Genomic DNA, 18,258 nt, shown 5'->3' with positions numbered 1-18,258 from the left:
CTTCGTTGCTCCGTTAAGAACTTCACAAATTACCTATTAGTCCATAAAAAAGTAGGGAGGCCATGGTCCTGAAAGTTCCAAATGAATGCCTTTGGGATGCAATTCGTGGCGAGCCTGTTGCAAAACAAGCCCTACTTTTTCGGTTTTTACCTGCGGCACGAGCATCGCAAAACGACCGATCATCTCGTTTGAACGCCCTGATAGCGCCCCGTGTACGAGCGGAATAGAGCGGATATAGCTAAATATTCCTTCGAGCCTGTTCACAAGTCCGGCAGTAATGGCAGTAGTTTCATAGGAAAGCAACCGACGGCAAATAGCTTCCCGCTTGCTTCGAAGTTCCTGCAACTGCGATGGAGGAGCGGTCAGGCTTTTCAGGTCTATCTGTTCCAGTTCAGGGTGTTTGATAGCCGTGTAAAAGGCAAATTCATCGGCCAAGTATAGGGCAAGATGCCAGCAATTGGTATTGCGAAAAAGATTGATCTTGTCGCTTATTTGCGGATATAGCGTTAGCAGATCTCTCAAAAAATGACCCGGGTCGCTCAGTGTAACGCCGGGAAAAACAGGTACTACACCCGTGTACTGCCCGGCACGCAACAGTACCTCCTGATGAAACGATGGATCAACCGCAGTGCCTGCTTTACTTACGATCAAATAAAGCGGCAAATTAACCTGGTTAGAAACAGCTATCAGATTAACCTTGCCACCGAAAGAGTCTAAGGGAAATGCAGCATCTGCAATTCCGTAAACATAAACAGAAGAGTAATGCAAAACCTGCTTGATTATCTGCTGTAAAAATAGCAGTTTGCGCTAAATATTGTGTACAGGTTTCCGATTATGGTCTGCCCCTGCGCATTTTTTGACAACCGGATTGTAACAAATTGATTTTTAGTAGCATCATGCCTATGTGAAACCATAAAAATGCCTTTAATGCCTTTCCGATTCCTCTTTCTCTTGGCGCTGATAATAAAGCTGTACTGTTCAGTTGCAGCGGCACAGCGCCTTGCAGTTTTATCTCGTAGGGATTGCATTGGGTAGCATTGAAATCATCCCTGTTCCTTTTTTTCTGCTTTGTGAGGCTGTCCAAAAAGCAACACGGACTTTAGTTTGTGATTTGTTAATTACTTGATAATCAAATAGCTACAGACTAAAGTCATGCTGCATTCAGCCTTTTTAGGCAGCCTTGATTGACCTATTATGCAATTCACAATGGCATAATCCCGATTTTGAAGACATAAGCAATCCCAAATCCTTTGCCTGCATCTTTTCCAGCCTTGGACAGTCTGGCAGATTAGTTGCAGCTATATTTACAAATAGAAGTTTATACCGACAAAAATGGTATATAAGACTACAAACGGCGACTTTCTACGAGCCGCGCACAGCGCGTTGCCAATTATTTAGTCAGTTGCGGCATCACAGTTAATCGCCTGCACGTCAAAGGCCTCGGCGATACGGCAACAGTCCGCCAACCTAGCCGAAGGGTTGTTTTCCGCCTTGCAGAGGAGTAAATGGACGACTTAGTTAGTACCCGAAAGGGTATATTCAGCTAATTATGCAACAAAATAGTACCCGAAAAGGTACGAAATAGTAAAAAATTGCTATTTTAGTACCCGAAAGGGTATCAATCAGACAGTTATGCAAATTCACGAACTGGTACGTCAAAAGCGCAAACAGGTAGGTCTTACACAGCCCGAACTGGCAATCAAGGCAGGCGTTGGTCTGCGCTTCATTCGCGAACTGGAGCGCGGCAAATCAACGCTACGATTAGATAAAGTCAATCAGGTGTTGCAACTTTTTGGCTATGAGGTAGGTGCGGTACTGCAAAAACGGGGCTAATCATCATGAGAACAGCACAGGTAAAGATATACGACCGCACAGCAGGCAGACTGATTGAAGATGAGGATGGTTATCATTTTCAATATGATGCAGATTATTTACAACTATCTGATGCGGTATCAATTAGTTTGACACTGCCTTTGCAGTCTGAGGCATTTCACAGCAAGGTACTCTTTCCTTTTTTTGACGGACTGATACCGGAGGGCTGGTTGCTGCACATTGTTGAAAAAAATTGGAAGTTGAATCCTCGCGACCGCATGGGGCTGTTGTTAGCATGTTGTCGGGATTGTATCGGAGCCGTAAGTATTGAAAATGATTCAATAGAAATTGCATGAAAAAATGTCTTTTTTGTTATCAGACAATAGTGGAAGAAACCGACAGTATATATCACAAATCCTGTTGCAAAAAAATTTTCCAACAACCACTGCCGCCTGTTTTGCCTTACACACTTGATGATATGGAGCAGATGGCTGTACAGTCAATAGCACGTCATATTGCCCTTAGCGGTGTACAGCCCAAATTGTCTTTAGAGCTGGAGAAGAAAACGCAGCCCGGTCGTCTGACTATTGTAGGTCTCTGGGGAAATTATATCCTGAAACCCCCGCATCAGATTTATCCACAACTTCCTGAAATAGAGGATTTAACAATGAAAATGGCAGCTGCGGCAGGTATCAGTACTGTGCCGCACAGTCTCATTTATCTTCAATCAGGTGAGCTTGCCTACATTACCCGCAGGATAGACCGCACTCGGGCAGGTAAACAACACATGGAAGACTTCTGTCAGCTTACCGAAAATCTGACAGAACACAAATACCGTGGCTCATATGAGCAGATAGCCAAAGCCATTAAGCGATTTTCTACCACACCGGGCTTAGATATTGTTAACTTTTTTGAGCAGGTGCTATTTTCTTTCCTGACAGGCAATGCAGATATGCACCTGAAAAATTTTTCACTCATCTATTTGCCTGATGCTATTCAGCTGTCGCCTGCCTATGATATGGTGGCTACTGCGCTTGTTAATCCTGCTGACAGTGAGGAGCTTGCACTTACACTCAACGGGAAGAAAAGAAAAATCAAAGCAAGTGATTTTGAATCGGCTTGCCGCAATTCAGGAATGACTGATAAGCAATATGCAGGCATGCTGAACAAAATGATGCAGGCTTATCCGAAATGGTTAAAGTGGATAGAGCAAAGTTTTTTACAAGATACGATGAAGCAAGCCTATAAAGACCTACTTATAGAACGTTGCACTCGCCTGCATATGCTTCATCAAAGCTGATAATCTTTACGAACAAGTTTTAACAAGCGATATTACCACTATCTAAACCTTTCAGCACTTTTAATCCATAAAATAGCCGTATTAAACGTCATTATCCGATAATTTAGCACCTTAACTATTGTTTTGACAATAATTTATGTGTTTAAACAACAAAAATTAACGTTAAAAAGTGTTAAAAACCGTGATTTGGGTTTGAATTTTAGTGTGAGGGGGGATATTATTGCGTATTCAATTCCTGCGCAAGAATGAATAACCTTTTTGCGCCGTGGGCTTTAACAATGGCGTATCAATTTTAAACTTACTTAAAAATGAAAAAAGCAATCTTGCTGTTGACCTTGTCAATGGGTCTGTCTTTTGCGTCGTATGCAAACAACTCTACTAATCCTGTGAAACCTGTTAATGAAAAGGCTACTTCTGTTGTAACAACGGAGAAAAGTACTCAGCAGAAAACAGCTGCATATGGTGATTTTGCAGTTTATTGCAGGATATACGATTCTAATGGGAAATTAATCAAAGAATGCTGGCTCTGTGATTGTCCTGCACCCAAGCCAAAGCAAAAACTATAGATGAGTATTAACCTGTAGTGCATTTCCCAAAGAGAAGCGTAGCTTTTGCCTACGCTTCTCTCCTTCAATAAACTTATTCAACTCTTACCAACTAAAACCATGAGAAAGATACTTCTCTCTGCCATATTGTTGTTTTTTTACACAACAATATTATCGGCGCAATGCTATGAATATCGGGTACTTAATCAAGACCAGGGAAATATTATTTCAGAAGCTAAACTTACGGTTTGTGGCAATGAGGTAATATACGAGCGCATACAAAAAGCCGAGCGGAAAAAAGTTGCCAGTGCAGTCATGCATTTATACTTTGAAAATGTCCGCCACTATTACAACAATGCTACGCAGGAGCATATCGTGCAGCGGATTCTTCAGGACGGAACAAAATTAGTTAGCCGCTTTACTTCCAAGCAATTGCCGTGGGTTCTTTCCGGCGGCGAAACTCGTAAAATTGATGGGGTTGCCTGTCAGAAGGCTACGTTGCTTGACCCTAAGTCCGATGAGTTGATAACAGTGTGGTATGCGCCTGAAATTCCTATCAGCTTCGGCCCGCACAGTTTTCATTCGCGTACCGTATTTCTACAAGGTCTTCCCGGACTGATTATGGGAATCAGTTATGGAGGAACCATGACTGGTTTTGAAATACTGCTGGCAGATAAAAAAAAGATGCCCGAACGCACGTTAAAACCCAACTGGGACGGCATTGAAGTACCGCATACGCTAATTGAAAGAGACGATCCGCCGAAGTCGGAGGTTAACAAGTACAAGAAAGCAACAAAATAACTTTTGCGCGTGCAACGGCGCGTGCAACGGCGCGTGCCTCAATAAGAGTTCATTGACGAGAAGCGATTTTACAACTTACTTTGATATTTCTATTATTTGGTAATTTTAACTAAAACCATGAAAAAATTCTTCTCTCTTTTGCCTTGTTATTTGGTTTTGTAACAATGCTTAGGGCGCAATGCCGCGAATACCGCGTACTTAACCAATTTCAGGGGACAACCATTTCAGAAGCTAAACTTACGGTTTGTGGCGATGAGATCTTGTATGAACGTATTCAGAAAACAGAACAAAAGAAAGTTACTTAAGTTACTTATGTAACTACTTATTTGTACTTTGAAAATGTCCGCCATTACTACAACAATGCTACGCAGGAGCATACGGTGCAGCGCATTTTATCAGATGGAACCAAGTTAATCAGCCGCTTTACTTCTAACTCATTGGACTGGGAACTTTCAGAGGGCGAAACGCGCACAATCAATGGAGTGGTTTGTCAGAAAGCCATTTTGCATAGCGAATCTGATGTAGATGATGTAAGAATTGTATGGTATGCGCCTGATATTCCCATCAGTTTTGGTTCTCATGATTTTAGGTCTCGTGTAGCATTTCTGCATGGTCTGCCCGGTTTGATTATGGGCATCGGTTATGAAGGGCAAATGGGCGGTTTTGAAATTTTGCTGGCAGATGAAAAAACTACGCCCGAACGAGCGTTAAAACCCGATTGGGACGGCATTGAGGTTCCCCGACAGTTGATTGAAAGAACTGAACCGCCAAAGTCGGAGGTGAAAAAATACAAGAAAACATCGGGATAACCAACAATAAGTAAATTTTTCCATGAAAGCTATCTTTTACTTAGCGCTCAGCTTATTGCTGGGTGTTCCTTCTCTACTTTTTTCACAGGTAATCATCAGCGGTCAGGTTACTGATCAGGAAACGGGGCAGCCCGTCGGCGGCAGCGTGATTAGCGTTTTACCCGTGAACAGCAAGCAGGTGCTGGCATTTACCCAAAGCAATCCGCAGGGTAACTTTACGCTCAGCTATCAAAAAGAACCCCGAGTAATTATCCTGAAAATCAGGCATTTGAGCTATAAGGAATACGAGCAGACTATACTGCTTGCAGAGGCAGGCAAAGATACAATTCGTATCAAGGCTGTTCTTATACCGCGCTCGGTTGTGTTGGATGAAATTGAAATTAAGGCACCTTCGCCCATCATCGTCAAAAAAGATACAATTATCTACGACATTACGCATTGGCAGCAGGCAGGCGATGAAACGCTGGAAGATGTACTGCGAAAAATGCCCGGGTTCAAAGTTCGTGCAGATGGAGAACTGGAATTTGAAGACCGTCAAATAGACAAAGTACTCATCAATGGCAAAGAATTTAACAGTACCGGTGCGGCTGTTCTTACGCGGTCGTTAGATCCTTCGCGCATTGAAAACGTTGAAATCAGGAAGAAAGAGCAGAGTAAAAAACTCAAAAACAGTTTGTTGGACAGCAAAGAAATCATGGTGTTAGACATCAAACTGAAAGATGAGTTGGACAATTCGCTGTTCGGGCGTTTGCGGGCAACCGCAGGCTTGCAAAGCCAACGACTGTTGCCGGGCGCTTATGTAAACTTTTTCAGTATCAAAGAAAAGTCAGCGACACATTTTTTTGCTGAAAGAGATTTATTGGGCAATCAGGAAATTTCTATTTATGAAATTCGCAACATTGGCGATGAGGCAATGGGTAAATTATTTCAACTGCCTGCCGATTTTGCAGAACTGATGCAGCGCGAAGGTTACAATCAGACTTTGTACGGTTTCAAAGACTATTCGCGCAACGAGCGCAATATTGTGGGGCTTACTTCCAAATATTCATTTTCGCCGCAAGCCGATTTCTACATCGGCTCCTACAATACGTTTAGCCGATTGGGTATTGACCGCAGTTCTGAGTGGCGTTTTCTGCAAAGCGGAGCAGGCGCTTCCTTTGTGCAGCAGCAACTTTCCGAGGATTTGGAAAGCCTGAATAAATTGGAGTGGCGCTACGATACCGAACGCCTGAAAACCCGCATAGACATGAACCTGACCTACACAGACAAGAACCGCCGCACTGCCAATGACGAAACGCTGCAAGCCTTGTTTTATCAGTTCAGGCAAGAGACAGCGCGTTTTTCTGTGATACCCAATGCCCTGATAGAGTACGAGTTAAGCCCTTCGCTGGGTTTGCAATTCAAAACCTCTTATGCGCGGGTCAGCAGCCGTTTTGACCACAGGCTCAGCCACAACGACACTTCTTACATCCGCTTTTTGCAAGATGACACAGGTAGTCTGGTCAATAATTTTGGTCAGGATAGCCGACAAATCAGTCATATGCTGCTTTCTGAGGCAAAGGCACAGTACCAGTCGCGCATCGGTACTTGGAGCGCGGGCTTGCAGGCACAATACCAGCAGTTGGGCAGCGAAAAAAATGCTTTCAGTTTTAGCGAAAACGGACGCAGTTTGTTACCGGCTTCCATATTCAGCGGGCGGCAACTCACCCTGAGCTATACCAAATGGCAGCCCTATGCCAGCCATGAAGCCTCTTTCGGTCGTTTGCGCTTTGAGCAGCAGTGGGGGCTGGGGCTGATGTCCTTTCCCGACAGCAGTGCGCAGATGTCGCGTATGGCAATGCCTGAATTCATGTTTTCCGGTATGTGGAATGGTTTCATCAATATAAATATGCGCTTCCAGCAAAGCCTGAGCGTATTCCCACTGGCAGCGCTGATGTTTGGGCACGACCTGCGCGACTTTCGGCAGATTACGCTCACCCGCCAGATGGCATTTGAGCCGCGACCGGAGCGAGTTGCCAATATTTCTTTCTACAAATTGATTCCCGAAAAAGGCTGGACTTTTTCGCTGGCAGGTGCGCATGGTCGCACATTTAAGGGAGAGCAGTTTTTGCTTGGCGCTGCGCCTTTCATTGCCGGATTTTACAACCAACTTCCGGGAGGATTTTACCTAAGCGAGTTTCAGGTAGATAAGCAGTTTAAAAAATCGCCACTCACTGTCAATACTGTTCACTCATTGATGCAGAACTACATGGAAAATATTGAGCAAGTAACGAATCAGCCTTATCGGGTTCTTACTTCGCGCAGGCAGCACGGTTTAAAGTTGGAGTACCGTTCGCCCCAAAAACGTTTTGGCTATGAATGGGAAAATAAAATATCGCGCTTTGGTTTCAGTTCGGACTTGGGCAACTTGCTAACGGTACAGCACATGTTTTCTTCCGCTCTGGAACTGTACTCCGAGTGGTTTTCCGAAAAGCTGATTGTAGAGCCTGCCGTGCGATATGTGCATTTTTCGGGTGCGCAACAAGCAAATTTTACCAACTTAGCCTGCACGGTTCGCTATCGGCTGGGTAAGATTCGCATTTTTGCCGAAGGTGATAATTTGCTCAACAATCGCACATTTATTCGTCAAGACCAGCAGCCGCTGTTGCTCAGCACAGATGCACAGGTAGTATTTGCCCGCTATGTGCGCATGGGACTCACCTGGACTGTAGATTAACCTGCCGCCATTTTATCTATTTCATACTGCTGAATTAGCTTATTAATTCAGCAGTATATTTTATTGTAGATACCTCAATTACTATTTTTCGGTATATTTAATCCACAAAACAGCCGTCTTAAGTATCATTATCAGATGATTTAGCACCTTAACTATTGTTTTGACAATAATTAAGGTGTTTAAACAACAAAAATTAACGTTAAAAAATGTTAAAAACCGTGATTTGGGTTTGAGTTTTAGTGGGGGGGGTATTATTGCGTATTCAATTCCTGCGCAAGAATGAATAGACTTTTTGCGCCGTGGGCTTTAACAATGGCGTATCAACCTAAATCAAATTAAAAATGAAAAAGTATCTTTTTTCTTTATTGGCTTCTCTGCTAATTATCTCTGCTTGTAACCAGTCCAATGAAATTGCGCCTCAGCAAGACTTTGCAAAAGAGATTATGCACATGAAAACTTCTTACAAGAAGGGACTTGTTACGGCAGCTTCAGCGCTTAAAAGTAATCTCATCCTTAACCCATCTAATGAATTACTGATCAATGAAAAAGGAATCGTCGGTGATGTATTGAATGAAATGAGAAACTCTTATTTTGTCGCATCTGATGAGTTTGTTACTTCGTTTTCAAGTTCTTTTGGCATAAGAACACTGTCAGCATACAGCGACTCCAAGGTGCCGCAATTTGTGAACAGCACAAGCCTAAGCCAACTTTACAATGAACAACAGATGAAATTGGTAAAACCTTTCTTTGAAAAGTTTTAGACAGTACAGGAAATGTATGATGCCAGAAAGTTGACATTAAATTTTCAGGAAAAAGTAGTAGTTTCCACACTCACCCGCGAAGAAAAGATTAAATTACTGTCAGTAAGCACATCCATATTGGCGCTTATTGAGTTCTTAGAAGAAGGCGGCTATGAACGGATTGCACACATTGTAAGTCAGGTCAAATATGGCGCTGATATACCTACTGCGCGTGTAGAGGGCTGTTCGGTTAACTGGGGTGATGTTGCAGCTAGTGCTGTAGCAGGTGGACTTATAGGGGGCTACCTTGGAGCCAAGACTGGTTGTACAGGTGGGATGGTGGCTGGCCCAATAGGTGCGGCAAGCGGGTGTGTTGGTGGAGCCGTCATGGGATTTGCATCAGGATTTACATACAGTGCGATTGGTGGAATTGCTGCAAGTTTGTATCGTACTTGTTTTTAACTCAACCTTACATTCAAAAGATGATGCAGTCAAAATTAAAGCAACTGTTTTTCAGTCAATGGTTTGATATTATTTGCATGTCAATCCTGTTTATGTGGCTAATGCCTCATGGCAGTTTTAACGTAAATGATGCAGGCTTTTACATTTCAATCGCACAAGCTGTTTTGACATCCCTCACGACCCGATACTTGTTAAAAAAGTACCAAAAGGACTACATGGGCAAAAAAAAATAACGCTCAAAGAATTATGTCGTAGTAAAATTATTCTTCCCCCTCATCTAAAAACCCTGCTGACTTCACTCAAAATACTGTTCATTTCTTTGGCATTATTGTCAATCAGACGAATCAGATAGCGCAGTTCGGCGGGGTCTTTTGGTGTTTCCATCCGCAGAATTTCCACCAAGCCCATGATGCGTACCAGCGGCGCGCGTACTTCATGTGCATTTTTGGAAGCGTAGTGAATCAGGCGCAGGCGGCGGTCATGTGCCTCGCTGCTTTTGCGTTGTACCTCTTCTTCCAACTGCTCGTTGAGCAAACTGATTTCTTCGTTAGCGCTTTGTAGCTCCGCATTGCTGGTGCTCAACTCTTTGTTGGTCTTTTCAATCGTCATTTGGAAGCGCGTGTATGCTTTTTTGATTGCATAGGCCAGATACAGCGATACTCCAATGTGAAGGACGGTATCCAGTACAATATTATCATTGTAATAATCTGTAATGACCGGTCCAAAAGCCTGATAGAGCATCAGCCCGCTGAGAGAGACGATGAAGATTGATGCCAGTACCCGCCGTTGCCAACCCGAACCGGCAAATACAATGACAAAACCGATATTGATAAAGTCAAGAGCAAGCGTACTGTTAAAGCCGTTGATGTAGAAAAAAATACCTACGTGTATTGCATGTATGATCAGCAGCGCGGGAAAATATATTTTTTCAAAAAGCTGATGTACCCGGATCAGGTAGATGCTGGTTGCGCTAAACAGTACGAGCAGTACGCTGCCCCATGTGAGTACAGAATAGTCCGAAACGAGTATGTCGCGCACTAAGTATATTGAATTACTGCCGATCAGCCCGATCATGAGCGCCTGCGTAATGTTACTTTCCAATTTAAGCTGCTGCTGTTCCAAGCGATGCCGAGTTTATAGGAAAATTCTTACTGCATCTTATTTAGATATAAATTAGCAGAAAGGCATCACAAGAACAAATAATCAGACAGGAATCGGGCAAAAAAGGAAAGAACTGTCCATTTTCGTACAATAAGTAGATCACTAATGTACACTTTTGTATGAAAAACAGACAATAGCTTAAATGCAATTAATTGATAATCAACTAATTGAACAATTTGGCATCTAAATAGCAATCATTATGCCAACAGATAATGATACCTAAACACAATCTGATTCAACCATGAAAAATATATTCACAACTCTCGCTCTTGTTTTGACTTTTGTAAGCGCTCAAGCCATTGCGAGCGATAAAAAACCCTTCGCTGGCGAAGCTAAAAATAATAATCCGAAAACGCAAATACTGACTTCGTCATTAGATGCTATTCAGGAAGAATTTCTGGCAGAAATACAAGCCTATGTGCACAAAACCTTTGAGGTACCGGCGCGTTCAGTAAATAATCTGAACAAGCCTCAGCACGAAGTTCGCGTATACGACTTATCAGGTAATCTGGTGTACTGCTGCAATGCAAACGAGCAGGCTGATCTGCCCGCAGGTTCCGAGTTGCTGACTGTACATGGCAACATTGCTTACTATATGTTGGTAAAGTAACCTGAAGAAATAATCAGTTGAGAGAGGCTGTCCAGAAAGGCTATATGTAGCACAGACTTCAGTCTGTAATCGTCTGATTATCAAGTATTTCAACGATCACAGACTAAAGTCTATGTTACTTTTTGGACAGCCTTTTTTTATTCAACTACATAGAGCGATCGAAAATATTGTATTTCAATATACAGTAGAAGGCGCGGACACCATCTTTCCAGCCGATTTTTTTGCCTTCTTCGTAGGTTCTGCCGTAGTAGGAGATGCCGACTTCGTAGATGCGGATTTTGGGGACGCGGGCAATTTTTGCCGTTACTTCAGGCTCAAACCCAAAGCGATTTTCCTTTAACTTGATTTTTTGGATAATATCAGTGCGGAACATCTTGTAACAGGTTTCCATGTCGGTCAGGTTCAGATTAGTGAACATGTTGGAAACGAAAGTGAGGATCTGGTTGCCGATAGAGTGGAGGAAAAACAGCACGCGGTGCGGATTGCCGCCCATGAATCGCGAGCCATAAACCACATCGGCAAAGCCGTCCAGAATAGGCTGGAGCAGCAGGTTATATTCCTTCGGATCATACTCCAAATCGGCATCCTGAATAATCAGATATTCGCCTGAAGCCTTGCTAATACCCGTGTGCAGCGCAGCGCCTTTGCCTTTGTTAATTTCATGTTTGTAGTATTGAATATCCATTTCAGGATTGGCTGCCATGTAGCGGAGGATAGCGCCTTCGGTATCGTCTTTGGAGCAGTCGTTGATAATAATGACCTCTTTGGCAATATCATTGGTGAGTTTGACACTCTTAATTTTATCCAGAATCAGATGAATGGTGCGCTCTTCGTTGTAAGCAGGAATAACGATGGAAAGTTTCGAAATTTTCATTTGAAAAGATATGAAGCCCTGTGAGTTACGGAAAAATGCCTGTAACTGCGCACAAAATAGGCTTGTACAGTGTATTTTTGCAATAGGATTCAATCGCTCAAATAACCGCTTTTATTATGGAAACCATGGAATTGGCTGCTTATATCTTCTTCATTACCTTATTTGCCGTATCTATTTCCGTAGGTATCTGGCTGGAAAGAGGCAAGTACAACGGTAAGGTATAATTACAGCACATAACGCTTCAAAGGCTTTTGTTGATCGGCAACAAAAGCCTTTTTTATTTTCTGCGCCGATTAAACCATCGCATTGCCAAATGGTCAAAGTCGGGCATAAATGCGCATATTTGTTAATGACACAACAGCAACACACTGCCCGATAAGTTTATGCGGAAAATTTTACTCTCGTTTGTATTTTATTATTTGATTAATGTGTTTGCCCTTGCGCAGGTTTCTACTATCAGCACCAAGGGGCGCGAGTTCTGGTGTAGCTTTATGCAGATGATTCCCAACGGAAACATCCAATACCAACTGGCGCTGACTTCGGAAACCAATGCGCAGGCGACTATTCGCATTCCGGGAATTAATTTTACTACTACCATAACCATTGTACCCGGCGTTACTTCGCAGCTTAATCTGACTAATCCGGCGATTGTTCCCAACGGCGAAGGGCTGCGCAACACAGGCATTCAGGTTACGGCAACGGCAGACATCAGCGTTTTTGCGACCTACCAAAGCAACGCACGGACGGAGTCCACGATTGTACTGCCTGTGCAGGCGCTGGGCAGCAACAGCGAATACATCGTAACGACCATCGCGCCGCAGTCGGGCAATGGCAACAGCAACCTTGTGATTGTCGCTACGCAGGATAACACCGCTATAGAAATCATTCCCTCTGCGCCTACGCTGGGCGGCAGAGCGCCCAATGTGCCCTTCCAAATTACCCTGAATGCCGGGCAGAGTTTTCAGATGATTGGCGCAAACGTGCCTCCCGGACAGCCGCGTCCTGATTTGAGCGGTACGGTTATTCGCTCTGTGCCGGGGACAAGCACCTGCAAACCTTTTGCGGTTTTTGCAGGGGTAACAGCAACGATTATTACTTTGCCGGGCTGTATTGCCAACTCGCTGCAACATTTGTGGGAGCAGCAATACCCTGTCAGCACATGGGGAACGCGCTATGCGCTTACGCCTTACACCAACGACCAAAACATTCGCAATCGCGGTTACATTTTTCGCATCATTGCCTCGCAGGACAATACGCGGATTACGCTGAACAACGGCGCAGCGCCGCAAACGATTACACTCAATCGCGGGCAGAATTACACCGCACTATCGGGTACTGCCGATGGTATAGACATTGCCCGCGGGCTGCTGATAGAAGCCGATAAACCAATTTCGGTAGCGCAGATTACGCTGAGTCAGGCTTGTAACGGCTCAGTTCCGCGGGCGGGCGATCCTTCACTGCTCATGCTCACGCCGCTGAATCAGGCGACGACCCGCGTAACGGTAACTCCCGCCCGTATGTTTGGAGGAAGTAACAACCCGAATCCGCAAAACGAGCGACACTTTATCAATGTACTGATGCGGACTGCTGCCACTGCTTCGTTTCGCATCACCAGCCCGACGGGTAGCATTGCGCCTTTTGCTTTCCAGCCCTTAGCGGCAGACCCTGCCTTTTCTTACGCCGTGATTGAAGTCGGAACAGGTGTTACGATTCCCAGCTACACGCTGCAATCTTCGGGAGACGGTTTCGGCGCATTTATCTACGGCTACAACGGGCCTGATGCATATGCCTATGCGGCAGCAGCAACATTTGAAAATCAGGAAGTTAATTTTAATATTGCCGCGCTGCCTGCCTGCGAAGGAACGCCGCTGACCTTTACGGGAAGAGGCACTGGCATCACCAATTACGAGTGGGATTTTGGCGATGGTTCGCCCGTACAGCGCGGGCAAACCGTGCGCTATACCTACCCCCGTGGTGGCATTTACAATGTGCGCATGAGGGCGGCTACGGGCACTGCCTGCGGCTTTACCGACATCGTTAAAGAAGTGCAGGTGATTGAGCAGCCGCGCCCCGATTTGGGCAGGGACACCACGATTTGTAATAATACTCCTATTTTGCTCAGCGGCGGAGGCATCATCAGCAATCCGGCGGCGGCGCGCCTGAGCTACCAGTGGAGTACAGGCGCAACTACGCCGACCATTACCGTTAGCCAACCCGGACGCTATATCCTCACAGTTACCAACTTTGGGCAGTGCGTCGGGCGCGATACGGTGGAGGTTCGCCGGCGCTTCGTGCAAAACGATTTGGGACAAGACCAGACCGTTTGCGCCAATATTCCCGTGCCTTTGGGATTTGCTCCGCAGCAGGGCATCACTTACCAGTGGACTCCTGCCGCAGGGCTAAGCAATGACAAAGTTTCCAATCCGATCTTTACTCCTGAAAATGAGGGTACTACGCCGCGTACCGTGCGCTACATCCTCACGGCAACCGATCCGCAAACCAATTGCAGCAAAGCAGATACGATAACCTTTACCATTCGCCCCAACCTGTTGCCGCGCCCTGCTACTCCGCAGCCTCCTGTGCGCCTTTGTGCAGGAGAACGCGCCCAAATCGGCACGGAATCAAGCATACAAGGCATAACGTACAGCTGGACTCCTGCCACAGGATTGAGCGATGCGACCGTAGCGCGTCCTTTTGTGCAAATTGACAACGTAACAGCGGACTCGGTGCGGACGCGCTACATCCAGACTGTTACTTTGGAGGGTTGCAGCTACCGCGATACCATTGATGTCATCGTTTATCGCCGTCCTGTTGCCAATGCAGGGCAGGATTTGCTGCTTTGTGCAGGGCAAACCATCAACTTAGGCGCTGCTCCTGTGGCAGGCTTGCGCTACCAATGGACTCCTGCCGAAGGGCTTTCCAGCGCCACTATCGCCAATCCGACCATCAGGGGAGAAAATACGGGGGATACTCCGATTCGCCGCAGCTACATCTTGCGCGTGAGCAACGCTGCGGGCTGTTTCAGCACTGATACGGTGCAGGTAACTATTTTTCCGCCTTTGAACACAGGACGCACCGGCAATTTGCGCGTCTGTTCGGGCGATACGCTGCGGCTGGGCGCTGCGCCTGTGGCAGGCTATACCTACCGCTGGTCGCCTGCGGCAAACCTGAGCGCCGATACCATCGCCAATCCTGTGTTCCGCCTCAACGTGCAAACGCGGCAAACGCTGACTTATATTCTCACAACTACTGCCAACAACTGCACGGCTACCGATACTTTCCGGATTGCTGTTGAACCGCGTTTTCCTAAGCTGAAAATCAGCGGCGAAACCGTACTTTGTCCGGGTTCGGGGCAGGTGCGCTACCGGTTAGACTCGGCGCAGGCGGGAGTGCAATACGCCTGGGCAGTTACAGGCGGCAGCATCCAGAGTGGACAGGGCAGCCGCGAAATCATTGTCAATTGGGGGGCGTTGAATCCTGCGGCGAGCATCATCGTAGGCTATGCCGACCCGACGGTGTGCAACAGCGGCGGCGACACGCTCCGCGTCAGCCTGACCCTGCAACTGCAAACGGGCAATATCCGCACCCTCGGCAGCCGCGATACGCTTTGCGTCACCCGCGCCCAAAATATCCGCTATCAGGTGCGCCCCAATGCAGGGGCTGTATTTACGTGGCAAACTTCGGCAGGTGGCGCGATTGTTTCAGGGCAGGGCAGCAACAGCGTTTCCGTCAACTGGACAGGCACGGGAGCGCAGTGGATTACAGTAACAGAGCGCCTAACAACGCCGCTGAGCACCTGTACAGGTGCATCCGACACCCTGCGCGTGCTCATCAATCCTGCACCCAATCCCGATTTGCAGGTGCAAGGCTTGGCGCAGGTTTGCGAAAACAGCACGAGCAATTACAGTCTGGCGGGTTTCCCCGGCTCGCGCTACGAATGGGAAGTCATCGGCGGCGCGATTGCAGGCAACCGCAACGGCAGCAGCATCACTGTTAACTGGGGAGCAGCGGCAACTACTCTACAGCCACAAGTCCGCGTCCGCGAAATTTCAGGCGACGGCTGCGAGGGCGAACTCATTACACTATCTGTGCAGATTGTACCGCTGCCTATTACGCGCCTCATCGCTTCGGATTCTATTTTCTGCCCGACTCGCACGCAAGGGCTGCGCTATGCCGTGAGCGGTGCGCAGGGCAGCAGCTTCAATTGGACAATCAGCGGTGGAACGATTACACAAATCGCTGATAATCAGCAGGAAATTGTAGTGAGTTGGGATACGCTGTCATTCCCCAAGCGCCTTTCGGTGATGCAGCGCAGCGCGGGCGGCTGCGAAGGCTTGCCCTTGGTTTTCAACATTTATTACGACAATCCGCAGTTGGAAATGCGCAACGTGAGTGTGCAGCAAGCCAACGAGCGCAACATAGAGGTACAGTTCCGCATCCGCAATGCGTTGGCTTTTCCGCAGAATTTTGTGCTTTCGCGTCGTCCTTTGGGGCAGATGCAGTGGGCAGTGGCAGGCACCGTTCGCCCGACTGACTCGCTCTTCACCGACTTGAACCTCGCCACCGACGAAAGCGCCTATGAGTACCGATTGGAAAAACAATCCGTCGGCTGGGCTTGCAACATCAACCCGACTGCCCCGCACAACAGCATTTGGCTGCGCGGAGCAGCAGACGAAGCCTCCGACGGCATAAGGCTGAACTGGAACGGCTACAGCGGCTGGCGCGTCGGGCAATACGAAATCTGGCGCAAATTGGACAACGAACCGGACTTCCGCCTGCTGACAACCGTTAACGGTAACGCGCTGCAATTCAACGATTTCAGCGGCAAAGAGGGCTTCACGCATTGTTTCCGCATTTTGGCGCGCGAAGCAGGTGGCAACCGCCACTCGTGGAGCAATGATATTTGCCTGACGTTCCGCCATCCGATTACCGTGCCTAACGTCATTACGCCTAACGGCGACGGCAGAAACGAAACTTTTGTCATCCCGAATCTGGAACCTTACACAGAAAACGAAATTTTTATCTACAACCGCTCCCATCAATTGATTTACAACCGTAAAAATTACCAACAGGATTGGAACGGCAACGGCTATCCTTCGGGCACTTACTACTACCTGCTCCGCGCCTCACGCCCTGCGGCAGACGGGCAAACGGTCGTAGAAGAGTTCAAAGGCTGGTTGCAGGTAATTCGGGAATAGGGGTGATATAGCATATCATAACGTTTGATATATCAGACATTTTATGTATTTTTGTTTGTTATATCAGACGTTATGCAATCCAAAGCAGTCATATTGCTGCCTACTGCGCGGCAGGTCTTAGAACAGTTTGGCGAATCTATTCGTCTGGCACGACTCCGTCGGCGCATCAGTGCAAGTTTACTGGCAGAGCGTGCAGGTATCAGCCGCTCTACCCTGTGGCAAATTGAAAAAGGAACGCCTACGGTTGCTATTGGGGCTTATATACAAGTGCTGTTCGTAATGGGGCTGGAAAAAAACTGGCTGGCAGGCATTACCGAAGACCCGCTGGGGCGAAAGTTGCAGGACATCGGTCTTGTTACCAAAAAACGCGCCCCCAAGCGCCCGAAAAAAGAGCAACAGCCATGAAGGAAATTCAGTGTAGCTCAGTTATCCGCACTCGCACCTTTACCTCGTCGCCCATGATCCAACTGCTTTTTCCTACCTGAAAATCAAGGCGGTTGAGGCTGAATTGTGCTGAAAAGATGCCACCCTGCGCTGTTTTTTGGTAACTAAAGGGAATAGTTAGTTTTTTGGTGATTCCGCGCATGGTGAGGTCAAATTCGCCTTCCCAGTTTTGTTTGTCTTTGCGCTTGATGCTGCGGGAATATATCCGAATATCAGGATATTGTGCGGCATGAAAGTAATCTTCCCTGAGTAGATGCCGATCGCGGGCGCGGATATTGGTATTGATGCTACTCACGACTACTCTGGCGGTAATGGTTGTGTTTTCAGGTGCTTGTTCGTCCCAGCGAAGGGTTGTGCTGACCTCATCAAAAGTACCTTCTACATTGATGCCTGCATTTTTGATTGTAAAACTGACATCCGTTTTGATTTTTGGGGCATCGCTCTGCGCAAAAGCATGGGCTGCAATCAACCCAACCAACGGCAGTAATAGCATAAGTTGCTGCATCATATAGGCAAGTGCTTTTGGCAATAAGCATGCATTAAAAACCTGTTGAGAAGCTAATTGTTTTGTTTAATAATTAACCTTATGTTAAATTTAGTTGAATGTCTAAAACATTTACACGAAACAGGCATTTCTTGTGTATGATACCATTATGACTTGCATGATAGGTCAATCGAGGCTGTCTAAAAAGTAACACGGACTTTAGTCTGTTATTTATTAGTTGCTTGATAATCAAATAGCTACAGACTGAAGTCTGTGCTACATTCAGCCTTTTTAGAGGGATG

The 18,258-nt window shown here is 46.4% G+C and carries 16 protein-coding genes and 1 pseudogene; 13 read left to right on the top strand and 4 right to left on the bottom strand.

The window, feature by feature from the left end; genetic code table 11:
- Positions 1–36 precede the first annotated feature (36 nt).
- Positions 37–768, bottom strand: coding sequence for a GvpL/GvpF family gas vesicle protein (locus ACWIP2_RS03625; RefSeq protein ID WP_448518538.1), 732 nt, complete (start codon positions 766–768; stop codon positions 37–39).
- A 590-nt stretch (positions 769–1,358) separates the two neighbouring features.
- Between ACWIP2_RS03625 and ACWIP2_RS03620 the strand changes: the two are divergent.
- From ACWIP2_RS03620 to ACWIP2_RS03575, 10 genes and pseudogenes are all read left to right on the top strand, one after another.
- Positions 1,359–1,505 (top strand): annotated as a pseudogene (locus ACWIP2_RS03620) (hypothetical protein); the annotation flags it as partial.
- 127 nt (positions 1,506–1,632) lie between these two features.
- Positions 1,633–1,833, top strand: coding sequence for a helix-turn-helix transcriptional regulator (locus tag ACWIP2_RS03615; RefSeq protein ID WP_448518537.1), 201 nt, complete (start codon positions 1,633–1,635; stop codon positions 1,831–1,833).
- A gap of 5 nt (positions 1,834–1,838) precedes the next feature.
- Positions 1,839–2,168, top strand: coding sequence for a HipA N-terminal domain-containing protein (locus tag ACWIP2_RS03610; protein WP_448518536.1), 330 nt, complete (start codon positions 1,839–1,841; stop codon positions 2,166–2,168).
- 101 nt (positions 2,169–2,269) lie between these two features.
- A complete protein-coding gene (locus ACWIP2_RS03605) occupies positions 2,270–3,112 on the top strand; it encodes a HipA domain-containing protein (RefSeq protein WP_448518535.1) in 843 nt (280 codons plus the stop codon).
- Positions 3,113–3,420: 308 nt separating this feature from the next.
- A complete protein-coding gene (locus tag ACWIP2_RS03600) occupies positions 3,421–3,678 on the top strand; it encodes a hypothetical protein (protein WP_448518534.1) in 258 nt (85 codons plus the stop codon).
- A gap of 99 nt (positions 3,679–3,777) precedes the next feature.
- Positions 3,778–4,458, top strand: coding sequence for a GLPGLI family protein (locus tag ACWIP2_RS03595; RefSeq protein ID WP_448518533.1), 681 nt, complete (start codon positions 3,778–3,780; stop codon positions 4,456–4,458).
- Positions 4,459–4,784: 326 nt separating this feature from the next.
- Positions 4,785–5,267 (top strand): GLPGLI family protein, encoded by a 483-nt coding sequence (locus tag ACWIP2_RS03590; protein WP_448518532.1) that lies wholly within the window; start codon positions 4,785–4,787, stop codon positions 5,265–5,267.
- A 22-nt stretch (positions 5,268–5,289) separates the two neighbouring features.
- Entirely contained in the window at positions 5,290–7,983 is a 2,694-nt protein-coding gene (locus ACWIP2_RS03585) for a hypothetical protein (RefSeq protein WP_448518531.1), read from the top strand.
- A gap of 341 nt (positions 7,984–8,324) precedes the next feature.
- Positions 8,325–8,744 (top strand): hypothetical protein, encoded by a 420-nt coding sequence (locus tag ACWIP2_RS03580; protein WP_448518530.1) that lies wholly within the window; start codon positions 8,325–8,327, stop codon positions 8,742–8,744.
- 12 nt (positions 8,745–8,756) lie between these two features.
- Entirely contained in the window at positions 8,757–9,185 is a 429-nt protein-coding gene (locus ACWIP2_RS03575) for a hypothetical protein (RefSeq protein WP_448518529.1), read from the top strand.
- 273 nt (positions 9,186–9,458) lie between these two features.
- On the opposite strand, the gene ACWIP2_RS03570 is transcribed toward ACWIP2_RS03575, so the two are convergent.
- Positions 9,459–10,307, bottom strand: a complete 849-nt coding sequence (locus ACWIP2_RS03570) for a histidine kinase dimerization/phospho-acceptor domain-containing protein (RefSeq protein WP_448518528.1) — start codon at positions 10,305–10,307, stop codon at positions 9,459–9,461.
- Positions 10,308–10,587: 280 nt separating this feature from the next.
- On the opposite strand from ACWIP2_RS03570, the gene ACWIP2_RS03565 reads away from it, so the two are divergent.
- The gene (locus ACWIP2_RS03565) at positions 10,588–10,956 is read left to right on the top strand and encodes a hypothetical protein (RefSeq protein WP_448518527.1); all 369 of its coding nucleotides are present in this window, start codon (positions 10,588–10,590) and stop codon (positions 10,954–10,956) included.
- 145 nt (positions 10,957–11,101) lie between these two features.
- Here the strand turns inward: ACWIP2_RS03565 and ACWIP2_RS03560 are convergent, their stop codons facing one another.
- Positions 11,102–11,830, bottom strand: a complete 729-nt coding sequence (locus ACWIP2_RS03560) for a glycosyltransferase family 2 protein (RefSeq protein ID WP_448518526.1) — start codon at positions 11,828–11,830, stop codon at positions 11,102–11,104.
- A 383-nt stretch (positions 11,831–12,213) separates the two neighbouring features.
- Between ACWIP2_RS03560 and ACWIP2_RS03555 the strand changes: the two genes are divergently transcribed.
- Together ACWIP2_RS03555 and ACWIP2_RS03550 are read left to right on the top strand one after the other, a co-directional pair.
- Complete coding sequence (locus tag ACWIP2_RS03555) at positions 12,214–17,028, top strand: T9SS type B sorting domain-containing protein (RefSeq protein ID WP_448518525.1); 4,815 nt, start codon at positions 12,214–12,216, stop codon at positions 17,026–17,028.
- 72 nt (positions 17,029–17,100) lie between these two features.
- On the top strand, positions 17,101–17,433 hold the full coding sequence (locus ACWIP2_RS03550) for a helix-turn-helix domain-containing protein (RefSeq protein ID WP_448518524.1): 333 nt from the start codon (positions 17,101–17,103) through the stop codon (positions 17,431–17,433).
- A 7-nt stretch (positions 17,434–17,440) separates the two neighbouring features.
- On the opposite strand, the gene ACWIP2_RS03545 is transcribed toward ACWIP2_RS03550, so the two are convergent.
- Positions 17,441–17,980: a YceI family protein gene (locus ACWIP2_RS03545; RefSeq protein WP_448518523.1), complete on the bottom strand. Its 540-nt coding sequence runs from the start codon at positions 17,978–17,980 to the stop codon at positions 17,441–17,443.
- Positions 17,981–18,258: the final 278 nt, after the last annotated feature.

The sequence above is a fragment of the Rhodoflexus sp. genome, from assembly GCF_053489755.1.
Note: the sequence above shows the minus strand (reverse complement) of the source record. Positions and strands in the feature narration are given on the sequence as shown.

Excerpts from the sequence above, each read along its gene's own strand:
- ACWIP2_RS03555 (WP_448518525.1), top strand. The coding sequence starts at position 12,214 with ATGCGGAAAATTTTACTCTCGTTTGTATTTTATTATTTGATTAATGTG.
- ACWIP2_RS03565 (WP_448518527.1), top strand. The coding sequence starts at position 10,588 with ATGAAAAATATATTCACAACTCTCGCTCTTGTTTTGACTTTTGTAAGC.
- ACWIP2_RS03575 (WP_448518529.1), top strand. The coding sequence starts at position 8,757 with ATGTATGATGCCAGAAAGTTGACATTAAATTTTCAGGAAAAAGTAGTA.
- ACWIP2_RS03610 (WP_448518536.1), top strand. The coding sequence starts at position 1,839 with ATGAGAACAGCACAGGTAAAGATATACGACCGCACAGCAGGCAGACTG.
- ACWIP2_RS03595 (WP_448518533.1), top strand. The coding sequence starts at position 3,778 with ATGAGAAAGATACTTCTCTCTGCCATATTGTTGTTTTTTTACACAACA.
- ACWIP2_RS03560 (WP_448518526.1), bottom strand. The coding sequence starts at position 11,830 with ATGAAAATTTCGAAACTTTCCATCGTTATTCCTGCTTACAACGAAGAG.
- ACWIP2_RS03545 (WP_448518523.1), bottom strand. The coding sequence starts at position 17,980 with ATGATGCAGCAACTTATGCTATTACTGCCGTTGGTTGGGTTGATTGCA.
- ACWIP2_RS03550 (WP_448518524.1), top strand. The coding sequence starts at position 17,101 with ATGCAATCCAAAGCAGTCATATTGCTGCCTACTGCGCGGCAGGTCTTA.
- ACWIP2_RS03615 (WP_448518537.1), top strand. The coding sequence starts at position 1,633 with ATGCAAATTCACGAACTGGTACGTCAAAAGCGCAAACAGGTAGGTCTT.
- ACWIP2_RS03585 (WP_448518531.1), top strand. The coding sequence starts at position 5,290 with ATGAAAGCTATCTTTTACTTAGCGCTCAGCTTATTGCTGGGTGTTCCT.
- ACWIP2_RS03600 (WP_448518534.1), top strand. The coding sequence starts at position 3,421 with ATGAAAAAAGCAATCTTGCTGTTGACCTTGTCAATGGGTCTGTCTTTT.
- ACWIP2_RS03580 (WP_448518530.1), top strand. The coding sequence starts at position 8,325 with ATGAAAAAGTATCTTTTTTCTTTATTGGCTTCTCTGCTAATTATCTCT.